The 20,777-nt window shown below is 67.4% G+C and carries 23 protein-coding genes; 19 read left to right on the top strand and 4 right to left on the bottom strand.

The window, feature by feature from the left end:
- Positions 1-9 precede the first annotated feature (9 nt).
- The gene (locus ACIP63_RS27765; protein ID WP_401520843.1) at positions 10-2,247 is read left to right on the top strand and encodes an MMPL family transporter; all 2,238 of its coding nucleotides are present in this window, start codon (positions 10-12) and stop codon (positions 2,245-2,247) included.
- Positions 2,247-3,587 carry a metallophosphoesterase gene (locus ACIP63_RS27760; RefSeq protein WP_401520840.1) on the top strand — a complete coding sequence of 447 codons (1,341 nt, stop codon included), beginning with the start codon at positions 2,247-2,249 and terminating at the stop codon, positions 3,585-3,587. The genes ACIP63_RS27765 and ACIP63_RS27760 overlap by 1 nt, the downstream gene beginning before the upstream one ends.
- 377 nt (positions 3,588-3,964) lie before the next feature.
- Here ACIP63_RS27760 and ACIP63_RS27755 read toward each other — a convergent pair whose 3' ends face one another.
- Positions 3,965-4,804 carry an NTP transferase domain-containing protein gene (locus ACIP63_RS27755; protein ID WP_401520837.1) on the bottom strand — a complete coding sequence of 280 codons (840 nt, stop codon included), beginning with the start codon at positions 4,802-4,804 and terminating at the stop codon, positions 3,965-3,967.
- Between the two features lie 44 nt (positions 4,805-4,848).
- On the opposite strand from ACIP63_RS27755, the gene ACIP63_RS27750 reads away from it, so the two are divergent.
- Positions 4,849-5,277: an NUDIX domain-containing protein gene (locus tag ACIP63_RS27750; RefSeq protein WP_401520834.1), complete on the top strand. Its 429-nt coding sequence runs from the start codon at positions 4,849-4,851 to the stop codon at positions 5,275-5,277.
- On the opposite strand, the gene ACIP63_RS27745 is transcribed toward ACIP63_RS27750, so the two are convergent.
- Together ACIP63_RS27745 and ACIP63_RS27740 are read right to left on the bottom strand one after the other, a co-directional pair.
- Entirely contained in the window at positions 5,272-7,095 is a 1,824-nt protein-coding gene (locus ACIP63_RS27745) for an SUMF1/EgtB/PvdO family nonheme iron enzyme (protein WP_401520831.1), read from the bottom strand. The two genes, ACIP63_RS27750 and ACIP63_RS27745, sit on opposite strands and share 6 nt — an antisense overlap.
- A gap of 103 nt (positions 7,096-7,198) precedes the next feature.
- On the bottom strand, positions 7,199-7,636 hold the full coding sequence (locus ACIP63_RS27740; RefSeq protein WP_401520829.1) for a pyridoxamine 5'-phosphate oxidase family protein: 438 nt from the start codon (positions 7,634-7,636) through the stop codon (positions 7,199-7,201).
- A 677-nt stretch (positions 7,637-8,313) separates the two neighbouring features.
- Between ACIP63_RS27740 and ACIP63_RS27735 the strand changes: the two genes are divergently transcribed.
- Genes ACIP63_RS27735 through ACIP63_RS27725 form a run of 3 tightly spaced genes read left to right on the top strand, consistent with a single transcriptional unit; the run spans position 8,314 to position 11,222 of the window.
- Complete coding sequence (locus ACIP63_RS27735) at positions 8,314-8,892, top strand: hypothetical protein (RefSeq protein ID WP_401520827.1); 579 nt, start codon at positions 8,314-8,316, stop codon at positions 8,890-8,892.
- Positions 8,893-8,895: 3 nt separating this feature from the next.
- The gene (locus ACIP63_RS27730; protein ID WP_401520824.1) at positions 8,896-10,011 is read left to right on the top strand and encodes an MAB_1171c family putative transporter; all 1,116 of its coding nucleotides are present in this window, start codon (positions 8,896-8,898) and stop codon (positions 10,009-10,011) included.
- Positions 10,012-10,034: 23 nt separating this feature from the next.
- Positions 10,035-11,222, top strand: coding sequence for an amidohydrolase family protein (locus ACIP63_RS27725; protein ID WP_401520821.1), 1,188 nt, complete (start codon positions 10,035-10,037; stop codon positions 11,220-11,222).
- Between the two features lie 55 nt (positions 11,223-11,277).
- Here ACIP63_RS27725 and ACIP63_RS27720 read toward each other — a convergent pair whose 3' ends face one another.
- Positions 11,278-12,114: a helix-turn-helix transcriptional regulator gene (locus ACIP63_RS27720; protein ID WP_401520818.1), complete on the bottom strand. Its 837-nt coding sequence runs from the start codon at positions 12,112-12,114 to the stop codon at positions 11,278-11,280.
- Positions 12,115-12,489: 375 nt separating this feature from the next.
- Here ACIP63_RS27720 and ACIP63_RS27715 point away from each other — a divergent pair, with 375 nt between their 5' ends.
- The 13 genes from ACIP63_RS27715 to ACIP63_RS27655 all read left to right on the top strand — a co-directional run bounded on the left by ACIP63_RS27715 (position 12,490) and on the right by ACIP63_RS27655 (position 20,774).
- The gene (locus ACIP63_RS27715; protein ID WP_248585367.1) at positions 12,490-12,804 is read left to right on the top strand and encodes a transcriptional regulator; all 315 of its coding nucleotides are present in this window, start codon (positions 12,490-12,492) and stop codon (positions 12,802-12,804) included.
- A complete protein-coding gene (locus tag ACIP63_RS27710) occupies positions 12,804-13,178 on the top strand; it encodes a hypothetical protein (RefSeq protein WP_401520815.1) in 375 nt (124 codons plus the stop codon). Before ACIP63_RS27715 ends, ACIP63_RS27710 begins: the two co-directional genes overlap by 1 nt.
- A gap of 57 nt (positions 13,179-13,235) precedes the next feature.
- Complete coding sequence (locus ACIP63_RS27705; protein WP_401520812.1) at positions 13,236-13,817, top strand: WhiB family transcriptional regulator; 582 nt, start codon at positions 13,236-13,238, stop codon at positions 13,815-13,817.
- A gap of 62 nt (positions 13,818-13,879) precedes the next feature.
- The gene (locus ACIP63_RS27700) at positions 13,880-14,239 is read left to right on the top strand and encodes a hypothetical protein (RefSeq protein ID WP_401520809.1); all 360 of its coding nucleotides are present in this window, start codon (positions 13,880-13,882) and stop codon (positions 14,237-14,239) included.
- Positions 14,239-15,105 carry a hypothetical protein gene (locus ACIP63_RS27695; RefSeq protein WP_401520806.1) on the top strand — a complete coding sequence of 289 codons (867 nt, stop codon included), beginning with the start codon at positions 14,239-14,241 and terminating at the stop codon, positions 15,103-15,105. Before ACIP63_RS27700 ends, ACIP63_RS27695 begins: the two co-directional genes overlap by 1 nt.
- 83 nt (positions 15,106-15,188) lie before the next feature.
- Positions 15,189-15,836 carry an ATP-binding protein gene (locus ACIP63_RS27690; RefSeq protein WP_401520803.1) on the top strand — a complete coding sequence of 216 codons (648 nt, stop codon included), beginning with the start codon at positions 15,189-15,191 and terminating at the stop codon, positions 15,834-15,836.
- Positions 15,833-16,183: a DUF4326 domain-containing protein gene (locus ACIP63_RS27685; RefSeq protein WP_401520800.1), complete on the top strand. Its 351-nt coding sequence runs from the start codon at positions 15,833-15,835 to the stop codon at positions 16,181-16,183. The genes ACIP63_RS27690 and ACIP63_RS27685 overlap by 4 nt, the downstream gene beginning before the upstream one ends.
- Positions 16,183-16,602, top strand: coding sequence for a DUF6195 family protein (locus tag ACIP63_RS27680; RefSeq protein ID WP_401520797.1), 420 nt, complete (start codon positions 16,183-16,185; stop codon positions 16,600-16,602). Before ACIP63_RS27685 ends, ACIP63_RS27680 begins: the two co-directional genes overlap by 1 nt.
- A gap of 65 nt (positions 16,603-16,667) precedes the next feature.
- Positions 16,668-17,720, top strand: a complete 1,053-nt coding sequence (locus ACIP63_RS27675) for a DUF2637 domain-containing protein (RefSeq protein WP_401520794.1) — start codon at positions 16,668-16,670, stop codon at positions 17,718-17,720.
- 83 nt (positions 17,721-17,803) lie between these two features.
- On the top strand, positions 17,804-18,355 hold the full coding sequence (locus ACIP63_RS27670) for a hypothetical protein (protein ID WP_401520792.1): 552 nt from the start codon (positions 17,804-17,806) through the stop codon (positions 18,353-18,355).
- A gap of 433 nt (positions 18,356-18,788) precedes the next feature.
- Complete coding sequence (locus tag ACIP63_RS27665; protein ID WP_401520791.1) at positions 18,789-19,397, top strand: hypothetical protein; 609 nt, start codon at positions 18,789-18,791, stop codon at positions 19,395-19,397.
- Positions 19,398-19,407: 10 nt separating this feature from the next.
- Positions 19,408-20,385 carry an NlpC/P60 family protein gene (locus ACIP63_RS27660; protein WP_401520788.1) on the top strand — a complete coding sequence of 326 codons (978 nt, stop codon included), beginning with the start codon at positions 19,408-19,410 and terminating at the stop codon, positions 20,383-20,385.
- Between the two features lie 50 nt (positions 20,386-20,435).
- Positions 20,436-20,774 carry a hypothetical protein gene (locus tag ACIP63_RS27655; protein ID WP_401520786.1) on the top strand — a complete coding sequence of 113 codons (339 nt, stop codon included), beginning with the start codon at positions 20,436-20,438 and terminating at the stop codon, positions 20,772-20,774.
- Positions 20,775-20,777: the final 3 nt, after the last annotated feature.

Genomic DNA, 20,777 nt, shown 5'->3' with positions numbered 1-20,777 from the left:
GCTCACCCCATGTCAGCCACACCGTCCCCGCTCCACCGGCTCGGCGCCTTCGCCGCGGCCCGGCGGCGCACCGTCCTGATCGCCGGTGCGGTCCTCTTCCTGCTCGCCGCGGCATTCGGCGCGGGGGCGCAGGCCGCCCTGTCGCTGTCGCGCTTCGAGGCGCCCGGCTCCCAGTCGGACACCGCGGAGCAGATCCTCCACGAGGAGTTCAAGGACGGCTCCCCGAACTACGTCCTCCTGGTCACCGCCAAGGACGGCGGGACGGTCGACGACCCCGAGGTGGCCGCCGAGGGCCGGAAGCTGACCGAGGACCTGGCCGGACGCGAGGGAGTCGACACGGCCGGCTCCTACTGGTCACGCGGTGAGAACAGCGCGCTGGTCAGCGAGGACCGCTCGCAGGCACTCGTGGTGGCCTGGCTCCGGGGAACGGCCACCGAGGTCCGGACCGACCTGGCCACCATCACCCCCGACTTCACCAAGGACACCGAGCTCCTCACCGTCCGCCCCGGCGGCCAGGACGAGGTCTTCCGGCAGGTCGGCGAGGAGACCCGAAAGGACTTCCTGCGCGCGGAGGCCGTCGTCGTCCCGGCCGTGCTCCTGCTGCTCCTGTGGGTCTACCGCCGCTGGTCCGCGGCAGGACTGACGCTCGGCGTCGGCTTCTTCTCCGTACTGGCCACGCTCGCGATGCTGCGCGGTGTCACCGCCTTCACCGAGGTGTCGACCTTCGCCGCCAACCTGGCACTCGTCCTCGGCCTCGGACTCGGCCTGGACTACAGCCTGTTCGTCATCTCCCGCTTCCGTGAGGAGATGGCCGCCACTCCGGGGTCCACCGACGCGGACCGGCACGCGGCGGTCGTCCGCACGGTGGCCAGCGCCGGCCGGACCGTCCTGTTCAGCGGCTTCACCGTCGCCGCCTCGCTGGCGGCCCTGTTCCTCTTCCCCTTCCCGTTCCTCCAGTCCTTCGCGTGGGCCGGCATCGCGGTGGTCCTGTCCGCGGCGTTCGGCGCGGTCGTCCTGCTGCCGGCCGCGCTGGCGGCGGTCGGCCGGCGCACCCTGCGGCCGGGCAGGACCGAACCCGCCGTGGAGTCCGGCCGCTGGTACCGCAACACCCTGAAGGTCATGCGCAGGCCGCTCCTCTACGGACTTCCCGTACTGATCGCCCTGCTCGCCCTGGGCGCGCCCTTCCTCGGCGCCCGGTTCGGCCTGCCCGACGAGCGCGTGCTTCCCGCGAGCGCGTCCAGCCGCGTCGTGCAGGAGGAGATCCGCACCGGCTTCGCGGCCGAGGAGACCGACGCCCTACAGGTCGTCACCACCGGCGAGGCGACGGGGAACACGTCCGGCTCGGACTACCCGGAGCGGCTGTCACAGGTCCCCGGCGTCTTCCAGGTGGACACCGGGAGCGGCACGTACCGCGACGGCGACCGGGCGGGCGCGACGGCCGATCCCGGCCGCTTCGAGGCCGGTGAGCACACCCGTCTGACGGTCGTCCCCGACCAGGAGGCGCTGGCCGGCGACATGGCGCAGTTCGTGGAGCGGGTCCGTGCGGTGGAAGCCCCGTACTCCGAAGTGCACGTGGGCGGGTTCCCCGCCGCGATGACGGACTTCCGCGGAGAGCTCCTCGACCGCCTGCCGTACGTCGTCGCCCTGATCCTGCTGGTCACCTTCGTCATCCTCTTCCTGATGACGGGCAGTCTGCTCATTCCGGCCAAGGCCACGATCGCCAACATCCTCAGCCTCAGCGTGATGTTCGGCGTACTGGTCTGGGTCTTCCAGGACGGCAACCTCTCCGGTCTCCTCGGCTTCACCGCGAGCGGCCGCATGGAGCCGAGCATCCCCATCCTGATGTTCTGCATCGCCTACGGGCTGTCCATGGACTACGAGGTCTTCATCATGGCCCGGATCAAGGAGGCGTACGACCGGACCGGGGACAACACGAGCGCGGTCGCCGAAGGCATCCAGCGCAGCGCCCCGCTCGTCACCTCGGCCGCCGCGATCCTCGCCCTCACCTTCGCGACCTACGCCACCGGGGGCGTGGTCTTCCTGAAGGAGCTGGGCATCGGCATGGCGCTGGCCGTCCTCGTCGACGCCCTGCTGATCCGGACCCTCCTCGTCCCGGCCTTCATGGGACTGGCGGGCAAGGCCAACTGGTGGGCGCCCGCCCCGCTGCGCCGGCTGCACGCCCGGTACGGAATCAGTGAGGCGCCCGCCGCCGAGACGCCCCGCCAGGACCTGATCGAGGCGAAGTAATGCTCGCACCCCTGGTGAACCTGCTCATCGTCGTGGCTTCCGCGCTCATCCACCGGTGGCTGTGGGTCCGGCTGGTGCGCGACACCACCCGGCCGGGCGGCACGGCCCGCCGGGTGGGGACCACCGCGACCGTCGTCTCAGCGGCGCTCGCGGCCGCCCCGCGCATCCTCGTACCGGCCCTCGGTCCGGACACCGGAAGGCCGCTGGCCTGGACCGGGTACGTCTGGCTGGGTGTGCTGCTGTACCTGATGCTCGCTCTGCTGGCGATGGAGATCCCGCGCGCGGTCGTCGGTATCCGGGCACGCGCACGGCGACGGAACGGCACGGCGCACCCGGTGGCGGTCCCGGAGCCCGTGAGGGCCCCGGAGCAAGTGAGTGTTCCGGCGACCGTGAGGGTTCCAGCGACGACCGTTTCACGTGAAACAGGGAAGGCTTCTCCGGGTGCCGAGCAGACACTCGGAGAAGTGGGCGACGCCACCGGCGGCGGGCAGGACACCGGGCCCGCACGTCCGGACCGGCGCCTCTTCCTCAGCCGCGCGGGCGCGCTCACCGCGGGCGCCGTAGCCACCGCCACCACCGGATTCGGCATGCGTACGGCGCTCGGCGACCCGGTGGTCAAGCGGGTGCCCATCCGCATCGCCGGCCTGGCCCGGCCGCTCTCCGGGCTGCGGATCGCGGTCGTCAGCGATCTGCACCTCGGTCCGCTCCTGGGGCGCTCCCACACGGAGCGGATCGTCCGGATGATCAACGGTCTGGAGGCCGACGTCGTGACGGTCGTCGGCGACCTGGCGGACGGGAAGCCCTCCGAACTGGCCCCGGCCGCCCGCCCGTTGCGCCATCTGGAATCCACGCACGGCGCGTTCTTCGTGACGGGCAACCACGAGTACATGTTCGACGGGGCGGAAGCCTGGGTCGAGGAACTGCACGGTCTCGGCGTCACCACGCTCCTCAACGAGCGGAGGGAGATCCGCCACCACGGGGCCGTGCTCGATCTGGCCGGCGTGGAGGACCTGTCCGCCGCCGAGCACGGGAGCGGGCCGGACTACGCCCGGGCTCTCGGCGGGCGGGACACCAGCCGGCCGGTCGTCCTCATGGCACATCAGCCCGTCATGATCGAGGAGGCGGCCCGGCACGGGGTCGACCTCCAGCTCTCGGGCCACACCCACGGCGGCCAGATGTTCCCGCTCACGGAACTGACCAAGCTCGCCAACCCCGTCGTCTCCGGCCTCGGAAAGGTCGAAGACACCCAGCTGTACGTCACCAACGGCGCCGGATTCTTCGGCCCGCCGGTACGGGTCGGTGCCGAGCCCGAGATCACCGTGATCGAACTGCGCGCCTGAAGGCCGCCCGATCGCAAGAATGCCCCCTGATCTGCGCCTACGGCGATCAGGGGGCATCGGGTTGTGGAGCCTAGGAGATTCGAACCCGAAATTGTTACCTCTCTGACCTGCGGAAACGCCGGAGAATCGGACATTAGGCCCTGTTTCCATCCTCCTGCGTCCTGCTCTATCCGCCTCGATCAGGCTCCCGTGCTGACACGTCAGCACGGGTCCGGCACACGTTGCTGAAGGAAATCTCCAGCTCCGATCAAGCCCTTAGACACCTTGCCATACAGGAGATAGGCGTACCGACCGGCGTAACTTGCGCCAGCAAAGTGCTGCCGAACGCCCGCAAGCGGTCCCGTTGGCGTCAGCACGGGCCCTTGGCCGCCCTGTGGTCAGTGGCCCGGCACCAGTTCCCTCGTCGGACTCGGGACGCCGAGATCCGTCAAGGGCTGCGTACTCGTTACCACGTCAACGCGATGCGATCTCGCGTATGAGGCCAAGGCCAAAGAGAACTTCGGCTCGCTGATCGTGCTCTGAGCCACTGCCGCAAGGTAGCGCAGCAGCCTCGGCGTGACTCTCATCCTCCCTTGAAGCAGCCGGAGATTGGCGATGCCGCACTCCGCCTCCAGCCGGATCGTCTCCTCTCGGTCAGGCTTCTCGACCAGCCCTACCATCCTCTGCACGGGGCCCTCGCCGGTGCAGAGGATCACTCCGTGGCTGCTTGCCGCGCTGGCGTCAAAGGGTGCGGCCAGAACCGCCGGGACCGCTGACGGGGTCGCTGTGACGAGCGCGGACAGCGCTGCATGGGTGGGGTCCACGTTGTCAGCAAAGACCACGTAGAACTCCCCGGTGCGCAAGTGTTCGGAACCGTTCAACACGGACGTGACATCGGCGTATCGGCCGCGTTGGGCGATGAAGTCGACTTGCAGGTGGTCGGCGGCTCGGGGCTGAGCAGGAAGCTGGTTCGTGAGGCTCCGGTAGCGGGCCAAAGCCCCTGGAGCGAGGACCTGGCGGGTCCAGTCGATCAGCGGCGTGTAGTACGGGTGGTGGACTACCACGGCGCGATCACTCCCGATGGCAGCGACCTCATCCACGATGTGCGCGAGGCCCGGCCGGCCACAGACAGGCCGCAGCTCCTTGGGCAGGTACGGTGACCAACTGCCTACGCGGGTGCCCAATCCACCGGCGGCGATCACCACCGGTGGCGCGGCGGAGGTTGACGGCCGTTTCATCGGTGTCCCCTTCGGGCCGGTCCCCCGAGCGATAGCGTCGGCGGATGCATACACGTGTGACGGGCATCGTCATCGAGGACGACAAGATCCTGGTGCTCAACCAGGACACCGACGGCCCCAGGACCTGGTCCCTGCCTGGCGGCAAGGTCGAGGACGGCGAGGCTCTGGAAGAAGCGCTGGTCAGAGAGATGCGGGAGGAAACCGGCGCCGAGGTTGAAGTGGGCCGGTTGCTGTATCTGTGCGACAACACGAGTGCTCACGTCGTTCACATCACCTTCGAGGCCCGCATCGTGGGCGGGGAGATCGGAGCGGTCAAGGAGGGTGCGGACACGCGGCCGATCCGAGGCGTCGAGTTCGTGGCGCTGGACGACCTGTCCGACCGAGGCTTCAGTGACGTGTTCGTGAAGCTCTGCCGGGACGGGTTCCCGGGCGCGGGTTCGTACATGGGGCCGAAGTCCGCGATCGGCCTATAGGCCGATCGAACTGATCAGCAGCCGGTCGAGTTCGCCTGGCGTGGTCCGGGCGGACTCGTTGACGGCGTCGATCCACTGATTGAGCAGGTGCGCGAGCTCCCAAGCTCCGAGCCGGGCGGCATCGGTGGTTTGGGGGTCGCGCACCAAGCGGACCCCAACGCCTCGTGAGGAGCCCAGCAGGTAGCGCGAACGGACGGCTGACACCGCATCTTCGGTGCTCGGAGTGTTCCAGGCCGCGCCGAACAAATACCGCTGCAAGGGCTGGGCTTCAGGCAGCGCAGGACCATCGCCACACCAGAACTGGACGTTGCCGATCAGATGGTGAATCTCCCGATCGCCAAGGCCGGGTTCCATCACAGGACAGCTGTCCCCCACGGCATAGCCGCTGTTGTACGCCCGCGCGCCCCTCGTGGCATCCAAGGCTTCGGCCCGGCTGGGCAACCGCGCTCCGAACCATGCTGCCGCGACGGCCGCCCCGATCCAGGTGACCCAGTACGCGGGATGGGACTCGTATCCGCGGCTAACCCGCCAGCGTCGATCGGCCGGGTCGTAGTGGAGTCGTCCACCACGTTCGTGGGGCATCGGGCAGACCAGGAGATTGGTGCCGAGCCGGGAGTTCACCGCACCGCCCGCGTGCAGCATGGTCAGCAGCTCGGCCATTTCCGTGTTGGTGACCAGCAGATTGCGCCACTGGGATCGCCCTACCGGCCTGTAAGCCGGTTTGGCCGTCCGCTGGGGAGCAGGTTGGGCGCGGACGTGGTGGCTGGGCCGGAGCACGGGTTCGTGCAGCTCGTACTGATCGTCACCAGCTAGCCACTGGGTGACGGTCTCGGTCACTTCAGGGTCGAGCTGGTGGCGGGCCTGGGCAACGGTCTCCTCTACCGCCGCTTTGACAAGGTCCACCACACCGGGGGCCAACTCGGCGACCAAGGTCTCCTTGCGTCCGATGGTGGCGAAGGTGGTGTCCGTCGCAGCTGTGGCGCCAGCAGCGTTAGGCGACGCACCGGCCGGTTCCGGCATTTCGACACCGAGGAACTGGGTGAGACCCGCTTCTGTACGTCCGGGATCGCTGACGTGCTGTTCGTACGGGATGACCAGGCGGGGGCGGCGGGACGGCTCGTCTCCGTCGAAGAGGCCGCGGGCGAGCAGCAGGGAGTTCACGACGATCAGCCGCCCCAAAGCGGTGGCCGGATCGGGGTCGTCCTGCGGGAGGAGCGGCGCGAAGACCGTTCGCCACCTCGGGGCGCGGGCCGTCGCTGCGACCTGGGCGTAGCGGTCGCTGTAGCGCCATCGGTCCCAGAGCCGGCCTCGGGCGAATGAGGAAGCGATTCCGATGGGTGCCCGGGTGAGGATGACGGCCGGCGAATCAGGCAGCATCCCCAAGACGGTGTCCGTGGCGAAGAAGAGGTTCGTCTCCTTCACCAAGTGCCTTGGTTCCCCGTGCAGGTCGCTGAGCGCGCCGAGGAGATGGTGCCAGCCCAAGCCAGTGAGTCCGGTTCCCTGGAGGCTTGGCGGTACTCGGTTACCAGGCGACAGCGGGTGTTCGCGGCCGAGCTGCTGGCGGAAAGGCTCGTTGTGCTGCGGCATCGTCCCGCGCAACGAGTCGGACAGCCAGTTCGATCCGACCCTCTCGAAGATGCCGAGGGCCAGCGCGGGCGGCGAAACTGGCCCTCCGCCCTGCTGCTTCAGGTGGGCGGCCAGGCGCGCGACGATGCTATGGATAGTGCCGTCGGGCAGAGCCGCGCTCAACGCGGGGTGCGGCTTCGCGGGCGGTAAGGGTGCCGCGCCGGGCTCCGTCTGTTCGTGACTTGTTGTCATGACCCGCAAACGTAGAGCCACTTCGAGCGCCCACCCCTGAGGAAAACTCAGGGCTGAGTAACGCTCAGGGTCTGCATATGCCTATGTCTCGGGTCACTCGACGCTACGCAGCGGCCTGGCCCGTCTGGGGGCGGGCGCCCAAGGTCTGACCCAGTGCCCGTTCGACCGAAATCAGGATGACCACCCGCTCGGGGTCTGGGGCCGGCGTGCGACCGTATCGCTTTCCGTAACGGGCCACCGCGTCTTCGACCACAGCCTCGTCGGTGCACACCTCCGCGGCTCCTTCGAGCGTGGCCCACCGGCCGCCGTCGACCTGGCACACGGCTACGTGGGCTTCGCCCCCACTCGCGAGAATGTTGGCCACTTTACGACTGGATTTGCGGGTGATAACTCTGGCCACGCCAGCGGCGGCGTCCACCGTCACACCGACCGGCACAACATGCGGTCGCCCGTTGGGCCGCAGCGTGGTCAGCGTGCACAGGTGGTACTCGTTCCAGAACTCCAGGTAGTTGTCCGACTGGGCGGATATCGCGTTCGACATGACTGAAAGCGTAAACGCCACAGTTGCCCGAACTGCCCCAGAGTGACCGGCACCACACCCCTTCCGATCTGCCATTTTGTCCACTTCGCGGGTGTTTGCGAGAGCGTCAGGCTCATCGAAAGTCTCAGGTTGATAACGGAGTCATCTATCACTTCGCGAAAGTTGATCCGTTCACGCCAGACAGTAAAACAGCAGCTCAAAGCCCCGTACGGGATTCAACAAGGTTGCTTTAGGCCGCTTTGACTGGTTGAAGTTACCTGCCGCCTACACGAATCGATCATGACTTTTAGGCCATGTCTTGTCGGCTGCTTCACGTACTGTCCAACGAGGTTCCCGAGAGCTCCGCGGGGCAGCCTCGCCCGGGGTGTCAGGGCGCGTTCGCGTACGTGACATCCGAGTAGACGGTGAGCCCTGGATGTCTAACATCCCTCCCCCTGCGAGGGGGGTCCGTGGGGGCGCAGGTGCAGCCGACTGCGGTCGTTTCCGGCGCCGGGAACCGGACGTCATCGACATGGGCGCGGTGTCGCCCGGCTCGGGGAGCCATCACAGCCGGTTGGAGGGATTACTCAGTGTGGTCGGATAGAAGTGGCCGAGACGCGGCGGAGCCCAAGGTTCCCGCTCAAGACCGAGCCAACCGCCGACGCCTTGGACGCTGGCGTACAGCCACGGCCCGAACGGTGGAGAAGGATCTGCACCGGCTGATTCGGCGTGAGCTGCAAGATCTCGGGGTCACTCCCCCGCTCGACGTTCACGACCTCTGCGAGAAGCTGAGCCGACGGCGCGGACGCCCTCTGTTTCTGCGTGCAGCTCCGCTGCCCAAGCCCGGCCCCTCGGGCATGTGGGCGGAGTACGACACCTACGACGTGATCCTGTACCAGCAGGAGACGACCGACCTGCACCAAGACGGGATCATCCTGCACGAGGTCGGACATATCCTCGTGGCGGAGAACGAGAAGGTAGCCGAGGACTCCGCCCGCAGGGTGGAGACAGACACGCCCGATGCAGCTCCTGATGAGGACGCGGCGGCCGTCGATGTGGAGGGGTGGGCCGCCCTGCTGCCGGTCTTCGGGACCGAGGCGGTCAAGCGCGTTGCCCAGCGTTGCTCGTATGACGACGGCGAGGAGTGCTCCGTCGAACTCGTGGCCACGATCATCCTGGAGTGGTCGGCCCTTCTCGCATCCTCCACTCCTCCGGCCGATGACCCCGCTCTGCGACGGGTCGAGGCAGCTCTCGGCGACCGGCGAGGATGGCTGTAGAACGTGGAACTCCTGCTCCTGGGGCTCGTGGCCGCACTGGTCTGGAAGCTCTACCAGTGGAAGCGAAGCCCGCATGACGCACCCCTTCGCTCAGTCACTCTCTGCCTGCTTTGCGCGGCGCTCTCGTACCCCGTAGCGATGCCCGGCGGCGCGTCCGGCGTCGACACCGTCGCCGGCCATGGGACGGCGAAGCTGATCCAGAACGTACTGCTGCTTCTCGCGGTGTACTTCCTGATGTGCTTCTACCTCTACTCCGCCGCTGACGAGGACGCGGGCCGACGCAGGGCCCGAAAGGAAGCCGTCGTTGTCGCGGTCGTAGCGGTGGCGATCACGGTGGCTGCCGAGTCTGTGCCGCACGAGGTCTTCGCTGGCTCCTTCAGCACGGCCGACATGACGACTCCGCAGATCTCGTTCTTCTACGGCGGCGCCGGCCTCTACCTGATGTACGCGCTCGGCATGGCGTGCCGGTGGACTCGCCGCTACGCCCGCATGTCCCGACGCCCGCACTCCACCGGGCTCTGGATGGCCGCCGCGGGTCTGGGGGCGATGGCGGTGGCCTGCGCGATCCGCGCCGTCATCGTCGCCGTTCGCGCGGCCGACGTAGAGGTCCCTAAACCGCTGATGGCCGCCGTCGCCTTCCTTCTGGTGGCGTCCATCCTCACGTTCGCGGCGGGCATCACGTACTCCGGAGCCCGAGCCCGGATCTCGTCCCTCCGCCTCTGGCTCCAGCACCGACGTGATCACCGCCGCCTCGCGCCGCTGTGGGAGCTGCTGGCGGAGACGTACCCGGACAACGTGTTGCGGCCGGCGTCCGCAGCGGCCCTGGACCGGTGGCGGGCCCGCGGCGTGCACCGGCGTTATCACCGCCGCATCGTGGAATGCCGCGACGGCTTGGTGGACATCAGCCCTTACCTGCTGGACGAGGGTGACGACAGCACGGTCCTCAACATCGACTCCGCCGAGCTTGCTGCCCGGCTGCGCAGGGCCTCCGCCCGGGTTGAGAAGGGGGTCCCCGCGCCCCGCCGCGCGGTCCCCCTCGCGATGGCGCTGGGCAGCGACCGCGAGTCGGATGTGAAACAACTGATTGCGGTATCCGACGCACTGCGCGCAGCCGCATGACCTCGCAAGATCAAGGAGTCACGATGCTGATTACCGGTGGACGAGTGCTCGTCGACTCGGGGACCTACCTTGAAGACGGCGCCGTTCTCATCAAGGGCGCGTCGATCGCGGCCGTCGGGCCCCGCACGGAGATCGAGGAGCGGGCCGGGGCCGATGTGCCCCGGTTCGAGTTCGGCGGAACCATCTTGCCGGGACTCATCGACGCTCACGTTCACCTGGCCTTCGACGGGGGCCCTGACCCGGTGGCCACACTCCAGGGCTCGACGGATGAAGCCCTGTTCGAGGACATGCGACGTCGCGGCGAACAGCTCCTGCGGAGCGGCGTCACCACTGTGCGTGATCTCGGTGACCGGGGCGGACTGGCCCTTCGTCTGGACGCCGAGATCAAGGACCGGCGTACACCGGGGCCGCGGATCGTCTCCGCGGGCACCCCGGCGACCACCGTGGGCGGGCACTGTCACTTCCTGGGCGGCGAGGTTTCCGGCGAGACGGAGATCCGCGAGCTCGTACGGCGCAACCTCGCGTGCGGGGCCGGCGTCATCAAGGCGATGGTGACTGGCGGCGGTCTGACGAAGGACGGTCCCAAGAGCCACCAGTCGCAGTTCACGGCGGAGGAGCTGGCCGCTCTGGTGGAGGAAGCCCACGAGGCGGGCGTGCCCGTGGCGGCCCATGCCCACGGTGCCGACGGTATCGCCGCAGCCGTCGACGCGGGCGTCGACACCATCGAGCACTGCACCTGGATGTCGAGCACTGGCCTGGACTTCCGGCCGGATGTGGTCCAGCAGATCATCACGAAGGGCATCACCGTCTGCCCGGCGGTAAGCCCGCACTGGCAGATGCTCCCGAAGTTCTTCGGCGAGGAACGCGCCCGTGCGATGTTCGATCTGGTGCGGCAGATGGCCGACGCCGGAGTCCGCCTGATCGCAGGGACGGACGCAGGCGTGCAGCGCGCTGGCTTCGACGGACTTGTTCAGGCCCTGTCGTTCTACTCGCACCTGGGTTTGTCGAACGCCTCGATCATCGACATGGCGACCTCACAGGCTGCCGCCGCACTGGGCCTGGGCGAGATCACGGGGAAGGTCGCTCCCGGCTACCGCGCGGATCTCCTCCTGGTGGACGGTGACCCACTCGCGGATCTCTCCGCACTGGGCGGCGTCCAGGCCGTGTTCGCTTCCGGTCTGCGCCACGAGCCGAGCGGCACGGGGCAGTAGAAACCTCACACTGGTGCCCTGTTTCCTGACTCTCGCGGGTCCGGGGGACAGGGCGCTAGCTGTTGGTGCCTGGACCGGCCTTCTTGTCCAGCTCGCTGGCGAGGTCGTTCAGGATCGAGAGGACATCGGCCGGCAGGCCCTCGGTACTCATTCCGCGGGCCCGGACTCGGCCCACCTTGCCCTGCTTGGCCGCCGACATGAGGCGGAGCCCTTCGTAGACCTGCCGGGCGACGGACTCGTTCGGCTCGAAGTACAGCTTCGAGACGTCGAAGAACTTGGCCAGACCTTCGAGGACCACGGGCAGCGGTGCGTCGTCTCCGCCCGTCCGCAGGGCCTCGATGTCCTCGGCTGAGGTGACCTGGGAGCCCGCGTAGGCGTTCACCGAGTCCGCGATCTCCTGATCATCCGGAGCGGTTCGGCCCGGGTAGGAGCGCTCCAGCAAGAGAGTGATCTTCTCAGCCAGCGTCTCCGGCACCTTCTCGGCCTCGGCGGTCTCCTCGTCAGCCTCTCCGAAAGACCGGTCCTGGGCGCGCTTCAGCTCGTCCTCGGTCACCCCGTATGCCGCCGCCAGAAGAGGGACGTACCGGTCCTTGAGGCGGCGGACACCCCCTTCGGCACCAGCCACTGGCCCGTCGCTCTTGGTACCGATGACCGTCCGCGTCTCGTATCGGTAGAGGCCGGCGTCGCATCGCAGGTCAACCAGATCGGGCAAGCCGTCGCGCGGGAACAGGTCGTCCAGATCCCGGTTCAGCACTTTGGCCAGAGCAGGCAGCTTCTCTTGATCGGGCGTCGTCGCTCCCGACTCCCACCCCGCCACGGTCGAGTCCGCAGCACCGAGGGCGGACGCGACGTCGGCCTGCGAGACATCGGCGGCTCGACGTACCGCGCGCACACGTTCTCTGTCGAAACGGCGAGCTGGCATCGGACCTCGTTTTTTGGGTGAACCGAGGAAACCTCGGACTGTTGACTTTTGATGCGAACCAAGATAGCTTCATCTTAGCGAAAAACGAGGGGGTTCGCACCCCTCTCGGCCTTCGCCCACCTGCGGTTCCCATCGTGAACCGACTCGGTGAAGAGGGGATTCCGCGCAGCACTCGGGCGCGGTCCCTCCCCTCAAAACGCCATCGGCGCCCGAGAGTTCGCACCTCTCGGACGCCAGACAGCTCGTGATCCGTGGCCCCCGACAAGGGCGCTGATCACTCGCACGGCCACTCCGTGTCCTTTCGCACGGCACGACGGAGCGGCGTACCACATGAAGGAGTGTCGCATGTCCCCCACTACGGACTGCAACCCGAAGGTGGAGATCCCTTCGGGCCCGGCCGAACGTCTGGCGGCGCAACTGTCGTCCATGCTGCCGGAAGTCGCCGTCGTACAGGTGCGCCTTCAGGGGCCTCGGACCTTGTGGCCCCACCTCGGGCTGACCGCCGTGAACGCCAGCGGACGGACCCTTCGTGTCCCTCGGGCGAAGGCGGTCACCATCGCCCGGTGGATCATCCGCTCATTCCCCCAAGCCGGATGGGCGGCCTCCGGCGGGCACGCCTTCGACCTGCGGACCGCTGAACTGCGCGGGCTGGAAGCGTGATGGCGACCGTGGCACCGGCGAACGCGGGCCCGGCCGTGGACTTGCAGGGACTCGCGGCCGTGGTCGGCCTCCTGGCTCAGGCCGGCGGCCTGGACGCCCTGTTGGGCAGCCAGGCTACTGACTCTCGCGATAAGCGTCTGCACATCGGGTACAGCGAAGCCGCTGAACGGCTGAACATTCCGGAAAAGTGGCTCCGCGAGCGTATATCCACGCTCCCTCACCGGAAGTTCGGCAAGTTCGTGCAGTTCACGGAGGATGACCTCCACGCGATTTCCGATATGCACTTCGTCAGCCCTGGTGAAAAGACCCAGAGGGATGACGAGTCGGTACTGATGGCGCTTCAGCCTTCCAAGCGCTCTCGTAAGCGTTCCTGATCTCCTCTCGCGCCCGATTGCAATAATTCGCGGCGCTGCGAACATCGCGGGAAACAAATGAGCATTGACATATCCAGCCTCATCGAGGCTGCGCACCGGGGAAATTGGCTGCCCCTCATAGAAGAGTCGAAGAAGGCTCCGGGTAAGCACTGGGCCGAATACGCCCGATGCGCTAACCAGGACATCAATATCTTCGTCCCTCTCGCAGACGGCCCCAGGGAAGAACCCGACACCGTGAAAGCCAAGCTGGGAGTCTCCCTCAACCGTCCTCGCAATCTGTGCGCGTCATGCCCGTTGGCCGTCGCTGCCCGGTGTCTGGTGGAGTCCCTGAAGGATGACGACGAGTACGGAATCCGGGGCGGCCTTCTGGCTTCCGAGCGTGCAGAGCTGCGGCGTGCATGGCAAGACCGGGACATCGAGAAAGCAGTAGAAGGTGCGCTTCGAGGTTGCACCGCAGCCTTGACCAAGCCCGCCCGGGACGCCGTGATTGCGCGCTTCGCCACTGATCCATCACTGGACGCTGCTGCCGTCGCCCGCGGGCTTGGCGTGACGCACGAGTATCTGCTGAAACTCGCCCGTCGCTACCGAAAGTCGCAGGCCGGGCAGGGCACGCCCTCGCTGCACGTCGTCGCCGCCTGACGCCGCCCCGAGGAAACGATTCTTCCGCACGGCGGACCCTGCGTTCACGGGAGTTCCCCCCCATGCTTCAGAACAGCCCTTCCGGATTTCGGCGCAGGACTATCGGTGCCGAGATTCGAGAAATTGCACCCACGGCAGTACTCGTGCGGGTCTACCCCGTGCGCCGGTCTGTTACCCACCTCTTCGAATCGGACTTTTACCGCATGCTTATCGACCGCAGGACCGAAGAGGAGGTTGCGCGCATGGTCAGGCGCGGTTTCGGAAAGGCTGCCGACTGGCGTCGCGCCCACGACTTCCATCTCCCCACCGAAACCCTCTATCTCACCCCGGAGCCATATCAGAACGGCTACGTCCCGGAGGACGACCAGTCTTTCGGTCTTTCCCTCAGCCGTCGCATAGCCATAGGCGACGGTGACCACTGATGAGTGCCATAGCGACCGAACTGGTCTGGTCACACTCGAAGTCGTGCAGGGGCTCGCGCCTCGTCATGCTGGCGCTGGCCCGCGAGGCGGACGACGACGGCAAGGCGACGCTAACCCTTGATGAGATATCCGCTGTTACCCGCCTTACGCCTCGTTCGATAACGAAATGTCTCGGAGAGCTGGCAAAGCTCGGAGAACTGAGCCACGAACGCGGAGGGGGCGCCTCCAACCCGAATTCCTACTCCATATTGCTGTGTAGCGGTACCGCCGAGGAAACCACCAGCACGGTGAAGGAACTTCCTACTCTCCACCCTGGCGGATCAGAAATGGGAGAGAAGTACCAGGAAGTTCCTTCCCAGAACCTCGCCGACGAAGTCGGAAGTGGGAAGTTTCGGCACGCAGATTCGGAAGTTTCTTCCTCGCGCGTACGTGGTGGTAATACTCCCTACGGGAGTATTACCACCACCAAAGAGCAAGCTAGCTTGCCGAGGTCACGCCGAGAGAACAACGCTGTCGAGCAAGGCTCTGTGACGGTTCCTGACGGAGCCAAAGACCTGGTAACAGCCATAACAGGCGCCGGAATGCTCGTTGGTTGGCGACTGACCGAATCGGAATGGGATCGGGTAACAGCTCTCGCAGCACGTTGGGGAAATGAACGGCTGGTCGAGATGGTGGCGCGGCGATGGAACGCCGACCGCCCGCCACAGTCCGCCCGCTATCTGCTGCGCATCTGGGCGGATCTGCCCTCGCACGCTCCCCCCGCAGCAGCCTCTCAGGGGAATGTCGTGCCGTTGCGTCGGCAGTCCGGAGGCTGGGTTCCCTTTCAGAACACCGCTGCCCCCAGCGCTTACCAGAACGGATTTTGATCATGGCAGAGCCAGAACGCGCGGGCAGCGCCAGGTCGATGCGCGCAATGGAACGAATACTCGCTGCGAAAGGACTTCAGGCCGTGCCGGATGCCGACCCCGCCGACGAAGCATCGGAAGAGAACCCCGGAGATCGCGAGTGGCACTCCCGGGCTCGGGCCGACTACGCCCTGAGCCGCTGGCAGAGGGCCACCCCTCCCCGGTTCCGTGACGCGGAGGCCACGCTGCCGGAGGTCATCGGCTGGGCCGACCGGGCACTCACGAACAACGCCGGGGCTGGCGCTCTGCTCCTCACCGGCCTCACGGGGACGGGCAAGACGCACCAGGCGTATGGGGCCTTGCGGAGGATCGCGGCCGGCGGACCGGACCGGTTCGAGCTGATCGCCGTGAACTCAGCTGACATGTACGGCAACCTGCGCCCGTCACAGGTCATGGGGGCAGCAGAACACGAGCTGCAACGGCTCAGCCGGGTTCAGTACCTGCTCCTCGATGACCTCGGCACAGCGAAGACGTCGGAATGGACCGAAGAGGTCACGTACCGGCTGATCAACTACAGGTACAACCACTGCTTGCCGACGATCATCACGTCCAACCTTCCGGCCCGTGATGAGAACGGCCCGGACCTGAGCGACTTCGTCGGGGCCCGCGTGGCGAGCCGTCTGGCCGAGATGGTCACGACGCTCGTGCCGATGATCGGCGCCGATCGGCGCCGTGGTGGGAGGGCGGCGTGACGCCCGTCCGCCTCCGCGGAGCGTCCCGCGACGCCGCAGCGTTGTCCACAGCCTGTGCATACGTCGGTCCTCGTAGCCGGTACGCGAACCCGTTCACAGCCGGGGTGCGGTCCCCACTCGGTTCCCCGATGGACGCTGCGGAGTCGGTGGACCTCTTCGCCGCCACGCTCCGCGGCCCGGTCGGGCGTCACTACGCCGCTCGCTTCGCCCGAGTCCTGCGCGGGCTCGACCTCATGTGCACATGCCCCCTTGACGCTCCGTGTCACGCGGATGTTCTCCTCCGCCTCGCTAATGAGCCCGGCGGCGGCACCGCACCCTGCACTACCGATCTTCTGGAAGGCCCCTGATGAGTCACCCGATCATGTTTGCTGCGGCCAAGCGCCTCACCACCGCAGAGGAGCGGCGCAAGACCGCTCGGGAGGCCGCGTTCCGCACCTGGGGTCCGAGGTCGATCACCGCAGCGTCCAAGTACGCACGCACCCTCCTGGGGGACGCCGCAGTCACGCTCGACTGGGAGGTCCTCGGGCTTCTCAGCTTCGAGGAACACCTGCAAGCCTTCGCGTCGCTCGACACGACCGGGGGCCAGCACCTGGAGCTGTACTACACCGATCAGGGCGGCACGGAACGAATCTCGCTGCGGGTGTCGTGTGTGAGCTGCCCGAGTCAGCACGTGCACGAGGTCACGTCTTTGGAACGGCTCGGTCAGCTCCTCTCGCAGACCCCGGCCTGGCAGGACATCAGCCCGCGCGACGGAGGCAACCTCTGATGTCACACGCGCACATAGACACGGCGGCGGGAACCGAACCGCAGGGGAGCTACAGCCTGCGCGGGATGACGGCCTGGGACCGCAGTGCGATCATCCTGCTCGGCGCGGCCGGCTTCGCCTTCTCGTATGACGCACTGCGTCAGATCGCCCTCGCGATCCACGCCAGGGAGACCTTGTCCTACCTGTTCCCGGTGTTCATCGACGGGTTCATTGCCTACGGCGTGCGGGCGATCGTGCTTCTCAGGCACCAGCGGTTCGCCGCGCGGCTCTACGCCTGGTTCTTGTTCCTCGCGGCGACCGGGGCGAGCCTCGGCGCGAACGCTCTGCACGCCATCACGCTGAACAATTCTCCGCAGGCCGGACGGTCCGCGCTGCACCTCACGGACAGCGTCGTGGGTGTGCTGTCGATGCTCGCGCCCCTCGCGCTGGCGGGATCAGTCCACCTCTACATTTTGATGGCGCGGACGGCTGAGCGGGCGGTCCCGGACGGGGCTGATTCCGGTCCCGGACCGGTCCGCGAGACGTCTCCGACGCTCGAACGCGTCGCTGTCCAGCAGCGTCCTCGTCCGCTGGAAGCACCGGCGCCGATGCCTCCACTGTCGTTGACAAACGGTCCGTCCGCGCCGCAGGACGCCGCCGCAGTAGCCGTTGACCTGCGGAAAGCCGAGCCCTCGCCCGCAGAAGAAGAACGTACGGAGGACACCGCAGACCATCCGTCCGCCGAAGCGGACGAAGAAGAGGCGGAGGGCAAGAGCGCGGACGGACCGGAGGGTGGACCTACGGACCACGCTCCGAGCACAGCACTTCCGGAGGACACGGAATCCTCCGCGCCCACGGCGGTCCGCACCTCGGCAGACGGAGAAACGCCGTCCGTCCCGGACGACGCGGAATGCCCACAGGACCGGGAGGCGGATGACGACTGGTTGGCAGAGCTGCTGCCGATTGCGCGATCGGCTACCGAGCGAGCCGGACGGACCAGTCGCGAGGTTGTAGGGGACGCCGTCCGCAAGCATCAGGCGATCAGCAACGACCGGCTTGGTGTGCTGCTGGCCCGGCTGAAGGAAGAGGACGACGAGGGGGCAAGGACACCCGCCTCTGCCTCCAGCGCCCTCTGGTGATGTCATCTCATGACGGGCTCGGGGCCTGTGTGGCTCCCGCCGCACAGGCCCCGGCCGGTCAGCTTGATCAGGAAGGAACGACGATGTGGTCTCGCCGACGCGACCGGGCTGAGGACGCCGCCCGTGCCGATGCCGTACAGACAGCGTCCGCCCTCGCGGTTCACCTCCAGGGCGGGGGCAGTCTTGTGCCGGTCCAGGCGGACGGTCTTGCCCTTGCGGTCGGTGAGGTCGCCTTCGCAGACGTGGCGTGCTCCGCCGCCCGCTTCTACGGGACAGGGGTCGACTACCCGACCCCAGCGAGTGGCTATTTCGAGGACCACCCGACCTTCGGCCGGCGGTGGGTGAGCAACGGTCGTCTCGACTCCCGTCGGCGGCAGGAAGCGGAGGACGCCGCCCGTCCGCAGTGGCGCGATCACACCGCTGCCCGAGTGGTGCTGACGTCGGCTGGCGTACGGCTCCTCCCGGTGGGGGCTCGTGAGTGGATGCCGTTCGACCACGTCCTCCTGACCGGAGTCGCCAATGAACCGCCCGCCGTCGTGCTCTCGTACAGCACGTGCGCGCCCCTGCTCCTGAGCGGCTCAGCCGCCCCGTGGCTCGGCGTGGCGGTCGAGCACCTGCACCACAGCTCCGCATAGGACCGTAAGCCGCTCCGCCGAAAGCCGGAACTTAATTCCTGGAATTAAGTTCCGGCTTTTTTGTTGATTCGAGTTGTCCGCGAACCCCTGCAAGGATTCAGGCACGGCCAACGCCACAAGGCTTTTCCGGCCGTAGAGATCCGTTTGGGATCTCCTTCGAATCACGCAAGGGATTGATGGCCTTGATATGAGTAACGCCCCCGGCAGCTCAACCGTCTCACAGACGCGAAACACGATCGAACTCTTCGACAGATGAGACAGGCAGATAGAGCTACGCGCTCCGGCCTGATTCTCAATTTCTCCGGCATTCGCCGGTAAAGCCCGCAGGAGGAATCCCGCCTCTTCCTGCGAAGGAGCGGCGCGGCTTCCAGCCCCCGCGGGGCCGCGCCGCTCGCACTTCCGAAATCTCCTGCACCAAGGTTGTGGTTCCCGCATGCCTCGATCCACCCGTTTCATACCTATATCAGCCGCAATAGGAGTAGCTGGTTCCCTGGTTCTCCTGTCGGCCGGCTGCGCCAGCTCGGACAGCGGCACGTCCGCCGCCTCGACCGCGTCCACGCAGCCGCATTCGGTCTCGGCGGGCATCCCCGATACCGACCCGTCGCACAGCGGCAGCACCGTCTCCCCGGCAACAACCCGCCTCCCGACAGACGTTGAGCGGACGGCTCGGGCCTTCACCACGGCCTACGCGGAACGCGACGCCCGCGACGGCGCCGACCACTCGTACGCAGACGCCGGCGCTCGGGCCGCCCGGCTCGCCTCGGGCGAACTGGCAGGCGTCCTCGCCCAGAAGCGACCGAGCCAGGACGCCGCATGGGCCGCCCTGCGGGCCGAGAAGGCACACCAGACAGCCAAGATCACGTCCGCCGTCATCCCCGACGGTGCGCCTGCGGCAACGGCCTCCTCCGCCCTCGTCCGCGTGAGCTACACCCTCACGACCACCCCGAAGTCCGGCCACGCGCGCAGCAGTAACGAACAGCTCGCACTCCGCCTGGAGCACACCGCCGAGGGCTGGCGCGTCACCGCCTTGCCCTGGGCGTGACGGAGCCGCGATGAACAAGGGCACACAAGCTGGCCTGGGACTCGTCACGGCCGGGCTAGTCACCGGCGTCGCCATGCTGACCACGTTTGGAGGGGCCGACAGCGCCTCCGCGCAGGAAGCCGGACCTGGGGGCGGCATCACGACGGACGCGCCTGTACCGGGCTGGGTCCGTGAACTGATCAACAAGCACGCAGGCGAGTGCCCGCAGGTCACAGCTTCCCTCCTGGCGGCTCAGCTGTACACGGAGAGCAACTTCAACTCCGGTGCGACGTCGCCCGTCGGCGCCCTCGGCATCGCTCAGTTCATGCCGGGGACCTGGGCCCAGCACGGCAAGGACGGCGACGGCGACGGGGTCAAGGACGTCCGCAACCCCGCCGACGCCATCGCCGCGCAAGCCGCGTATGACTGCACCTTGGCCGACGAGGTCAAGAAGGTGCCGGGCGACTCGACGGACAACATGCTGGCCGCGTACAACGCGGGCGGCGGCGCGGTGATCAAGTACGGCGGCATCCCCCCGTACCCCGAGACCCGCAACTACGTGCGCAGCATTCGAGCTCTGGCCTCGAAATGGGCCGACGCCGTCAGCCCGGACGCACCGGCCGGCAAGGGCGCCGCCCGCGCGATCTCGGCCGCGAAGACGGCCCTGGGCACGTGGTACCGGTGGGGCGGCAGTTGCGTCATGCCGTACGAGGGTCTGGGCGGCTGCGACTGCTCCTCGCTCACCAAGATGGCCTGGTCAGCGGCGGGAGTGAACCTGCCGCGCACCACGTACGACCAGGTCCACGCAGGGACTGCCGTCAAGGCCGTCTCCCAACTCGTCCCGGGCGACCTGCTGTTCAGCGTCCCGGGCAGCGCCGGCCCTGAGCACGTCGGCATGTACATCGGCGGCGGCCAGGTCATCGACGCACCGCACACCGGGGCTCAGGTGCGGATCAAGCCGCTCAGCTACTGGAAACCGCAGATCATCGCGATGCGGCACGTCGGTTAATCACGCCAAAACATCCCAAACCACTCCTCACAGCACCAAGGGGCTGAACCATGCACAACCTCCTTTCTGCCGCTGCCGATCCCTCCCTGCACATGACCCTCGCCGCCGGAGCCGATGTTGTGTCCGGCGTGAAGCCGGACTGGGGCCCCTTCGGGAAGCTCGGCGGCACGGCGAAGGTCATCCTGGGTGTCATCGCCGCCGTCGTCCTCGTCGTCGGCGCCGGTGCCTTCCTCGCCGGTGTCGGCAAGTCGAAGGGGTGGTTCGGTGAGGGCCACTCCACGATGGACAGCTCGCGCGGCAAGGGCATGATGGTCGGCGGCCTGACCTGCGTCTTCCTCGTGGCCAGCTTCGGCACCATCTTCGCCATCACGTACGGCATGGGTGTGTGACCC

This window comes from Streptomyces sp. NPDC088746, assembly GCF_044751065.1.
In the GTDB taxonomy this organism is placed as follows: domain Bacteria; phylum Actinomycetota; class Actinomycetes; order Streptomycetales; family Streptomycetaceae; genus Streptomyces.
Note: the sequence above shows the minus strand (reverse complement) of the source record. Positions and strands in the feature narration are given on the sequence as shown.

Bases quoted from the DNA above. Each gene is read 5' to 3' on its own strand.
- ACIP63_RS27765 (WP_401520843.1), top strand. From the start codon at position 10: ATGTCAGCCACACCGTCCCCGCTCCACCGGCTCGGCGCCTTCGCCGCG.
- ACIP63_RS27705 (WP_401520812.1), top strand. From the start codon at position 13,236: ATGAGCATTGACATATCCAGCCTCATCGAGGCTGCGCACCGGGGAAAT.
- ACIP63_RS27750 (WP_401520834.1), top strand. From the start codon at position 4,849: ATGCATACACGTGTGACGGGCATCGTCATCGAGGACGACAAGATCCTG.
- ACIP63_RS27670 (WP_401520792.1), top strand. From the start codon at position 17,804: ATGTGGTCTCGCCGACGCGACCGGGCTGAGGACGCCGCCCGTGCCGAT.
- ACIP63_RS27660 (WP_401520788.1), top strand. From the start codon at position 19,408: ATGAACAAGGGCACACAAGCTGGCCTGGGACTCGTCACGGCCGGGCTA.
- ACIP63_RS27665 (WP_401520791.1), top strand. From the start codon at position 18,789: ATGCCTCGATCCACCCGTTTCATACCTATATCAGCCGCAATAGGAGTA.
- ACIP63_RS27725 (WP_401520821.1), top strand. From the start codon at position 10,035: ATGCTGATTACCGGTGGACGAGTGCTCGTCGACTCGGGGACCTACCTT.
- ACIP63_RS27700 (WP_401520809.1), top strand. From the start codon at position 13,880: ATGCTTCAGAACAGCCCTTCCGGATTTCGGCGCAGGACTATCGGTGCC.
- ACIP63_RS27760 (WP_401520840.1), top strand. From the start codon at position 2,247: ATGCTCGCACCCCTGGTGAACCTGCTCATCGTCGTGGCTTCCGCGCTC.
- ACIP63_RS27695 (WP_401520806.1), top strand. From the start codon at position 14,239: ATGAGTGCCATAGCGACCGAACTGGTCTGGTCACACTCGAAGTCGTGC.
- ACIP63_RS27710 (WP_401520815.1), top strand. From the start codon at position 12,804: ATGGCGACCGTGGCACCGGCGAACGCGGGCCCGGCCGTGGACTTGCAG.
- ACIP63_RS27680 (WP_401520797.1), top strand. From the start codon at position 16,183: ATGAGTCACCCGATCATGTTTGCTGCGGCCAAGCGCCTCACCACCGCA.
- ACIP63_RS27655 (WP_401520786.1), top strand. From the start codon at position 20,436: ATGCACAACCTCCTTTCTGCCGCTGCCGATCCCTCCCTGCACATGACC.
- ACIP63_RS27715 (WP_248585367.1), top strand. From the start codon at position 12,490: ATGTCCCCCACTACGGACTGCAACCCGAAGGTGGAGATCCCTTCGGGC.
- ACIP63_RS27755 (WP_401520837.1), bottom strand. From the start codon at position 4,804: ATGAAACGGCCGTCAACCTCCGCCGCGCCACCGGTGGTGATCGCCGCC.
- ACIP63_RS27675 (WP_401520794.1), top strand. From the start codon at position 16,668: ATGACGGCCTGGGACCGCAGTGCGATCATCCTGCTCGGCGCGGCCGGC.
- ACIP63_RS27740 (WP_401520829.1), bottom strand. From the start codon at position 7,636: ATGTCGAACGCGATATCCGCCCAGTCGGACAACTACCTGGAGTTCTGG.
- ACIP63_RS27745 (WP_401520831.1), bottom strand. From the start codon at position 7,095: ATGACAACAAGTCACGAACAGACGGAGCCCGGCGCGGCACCCTTACCG.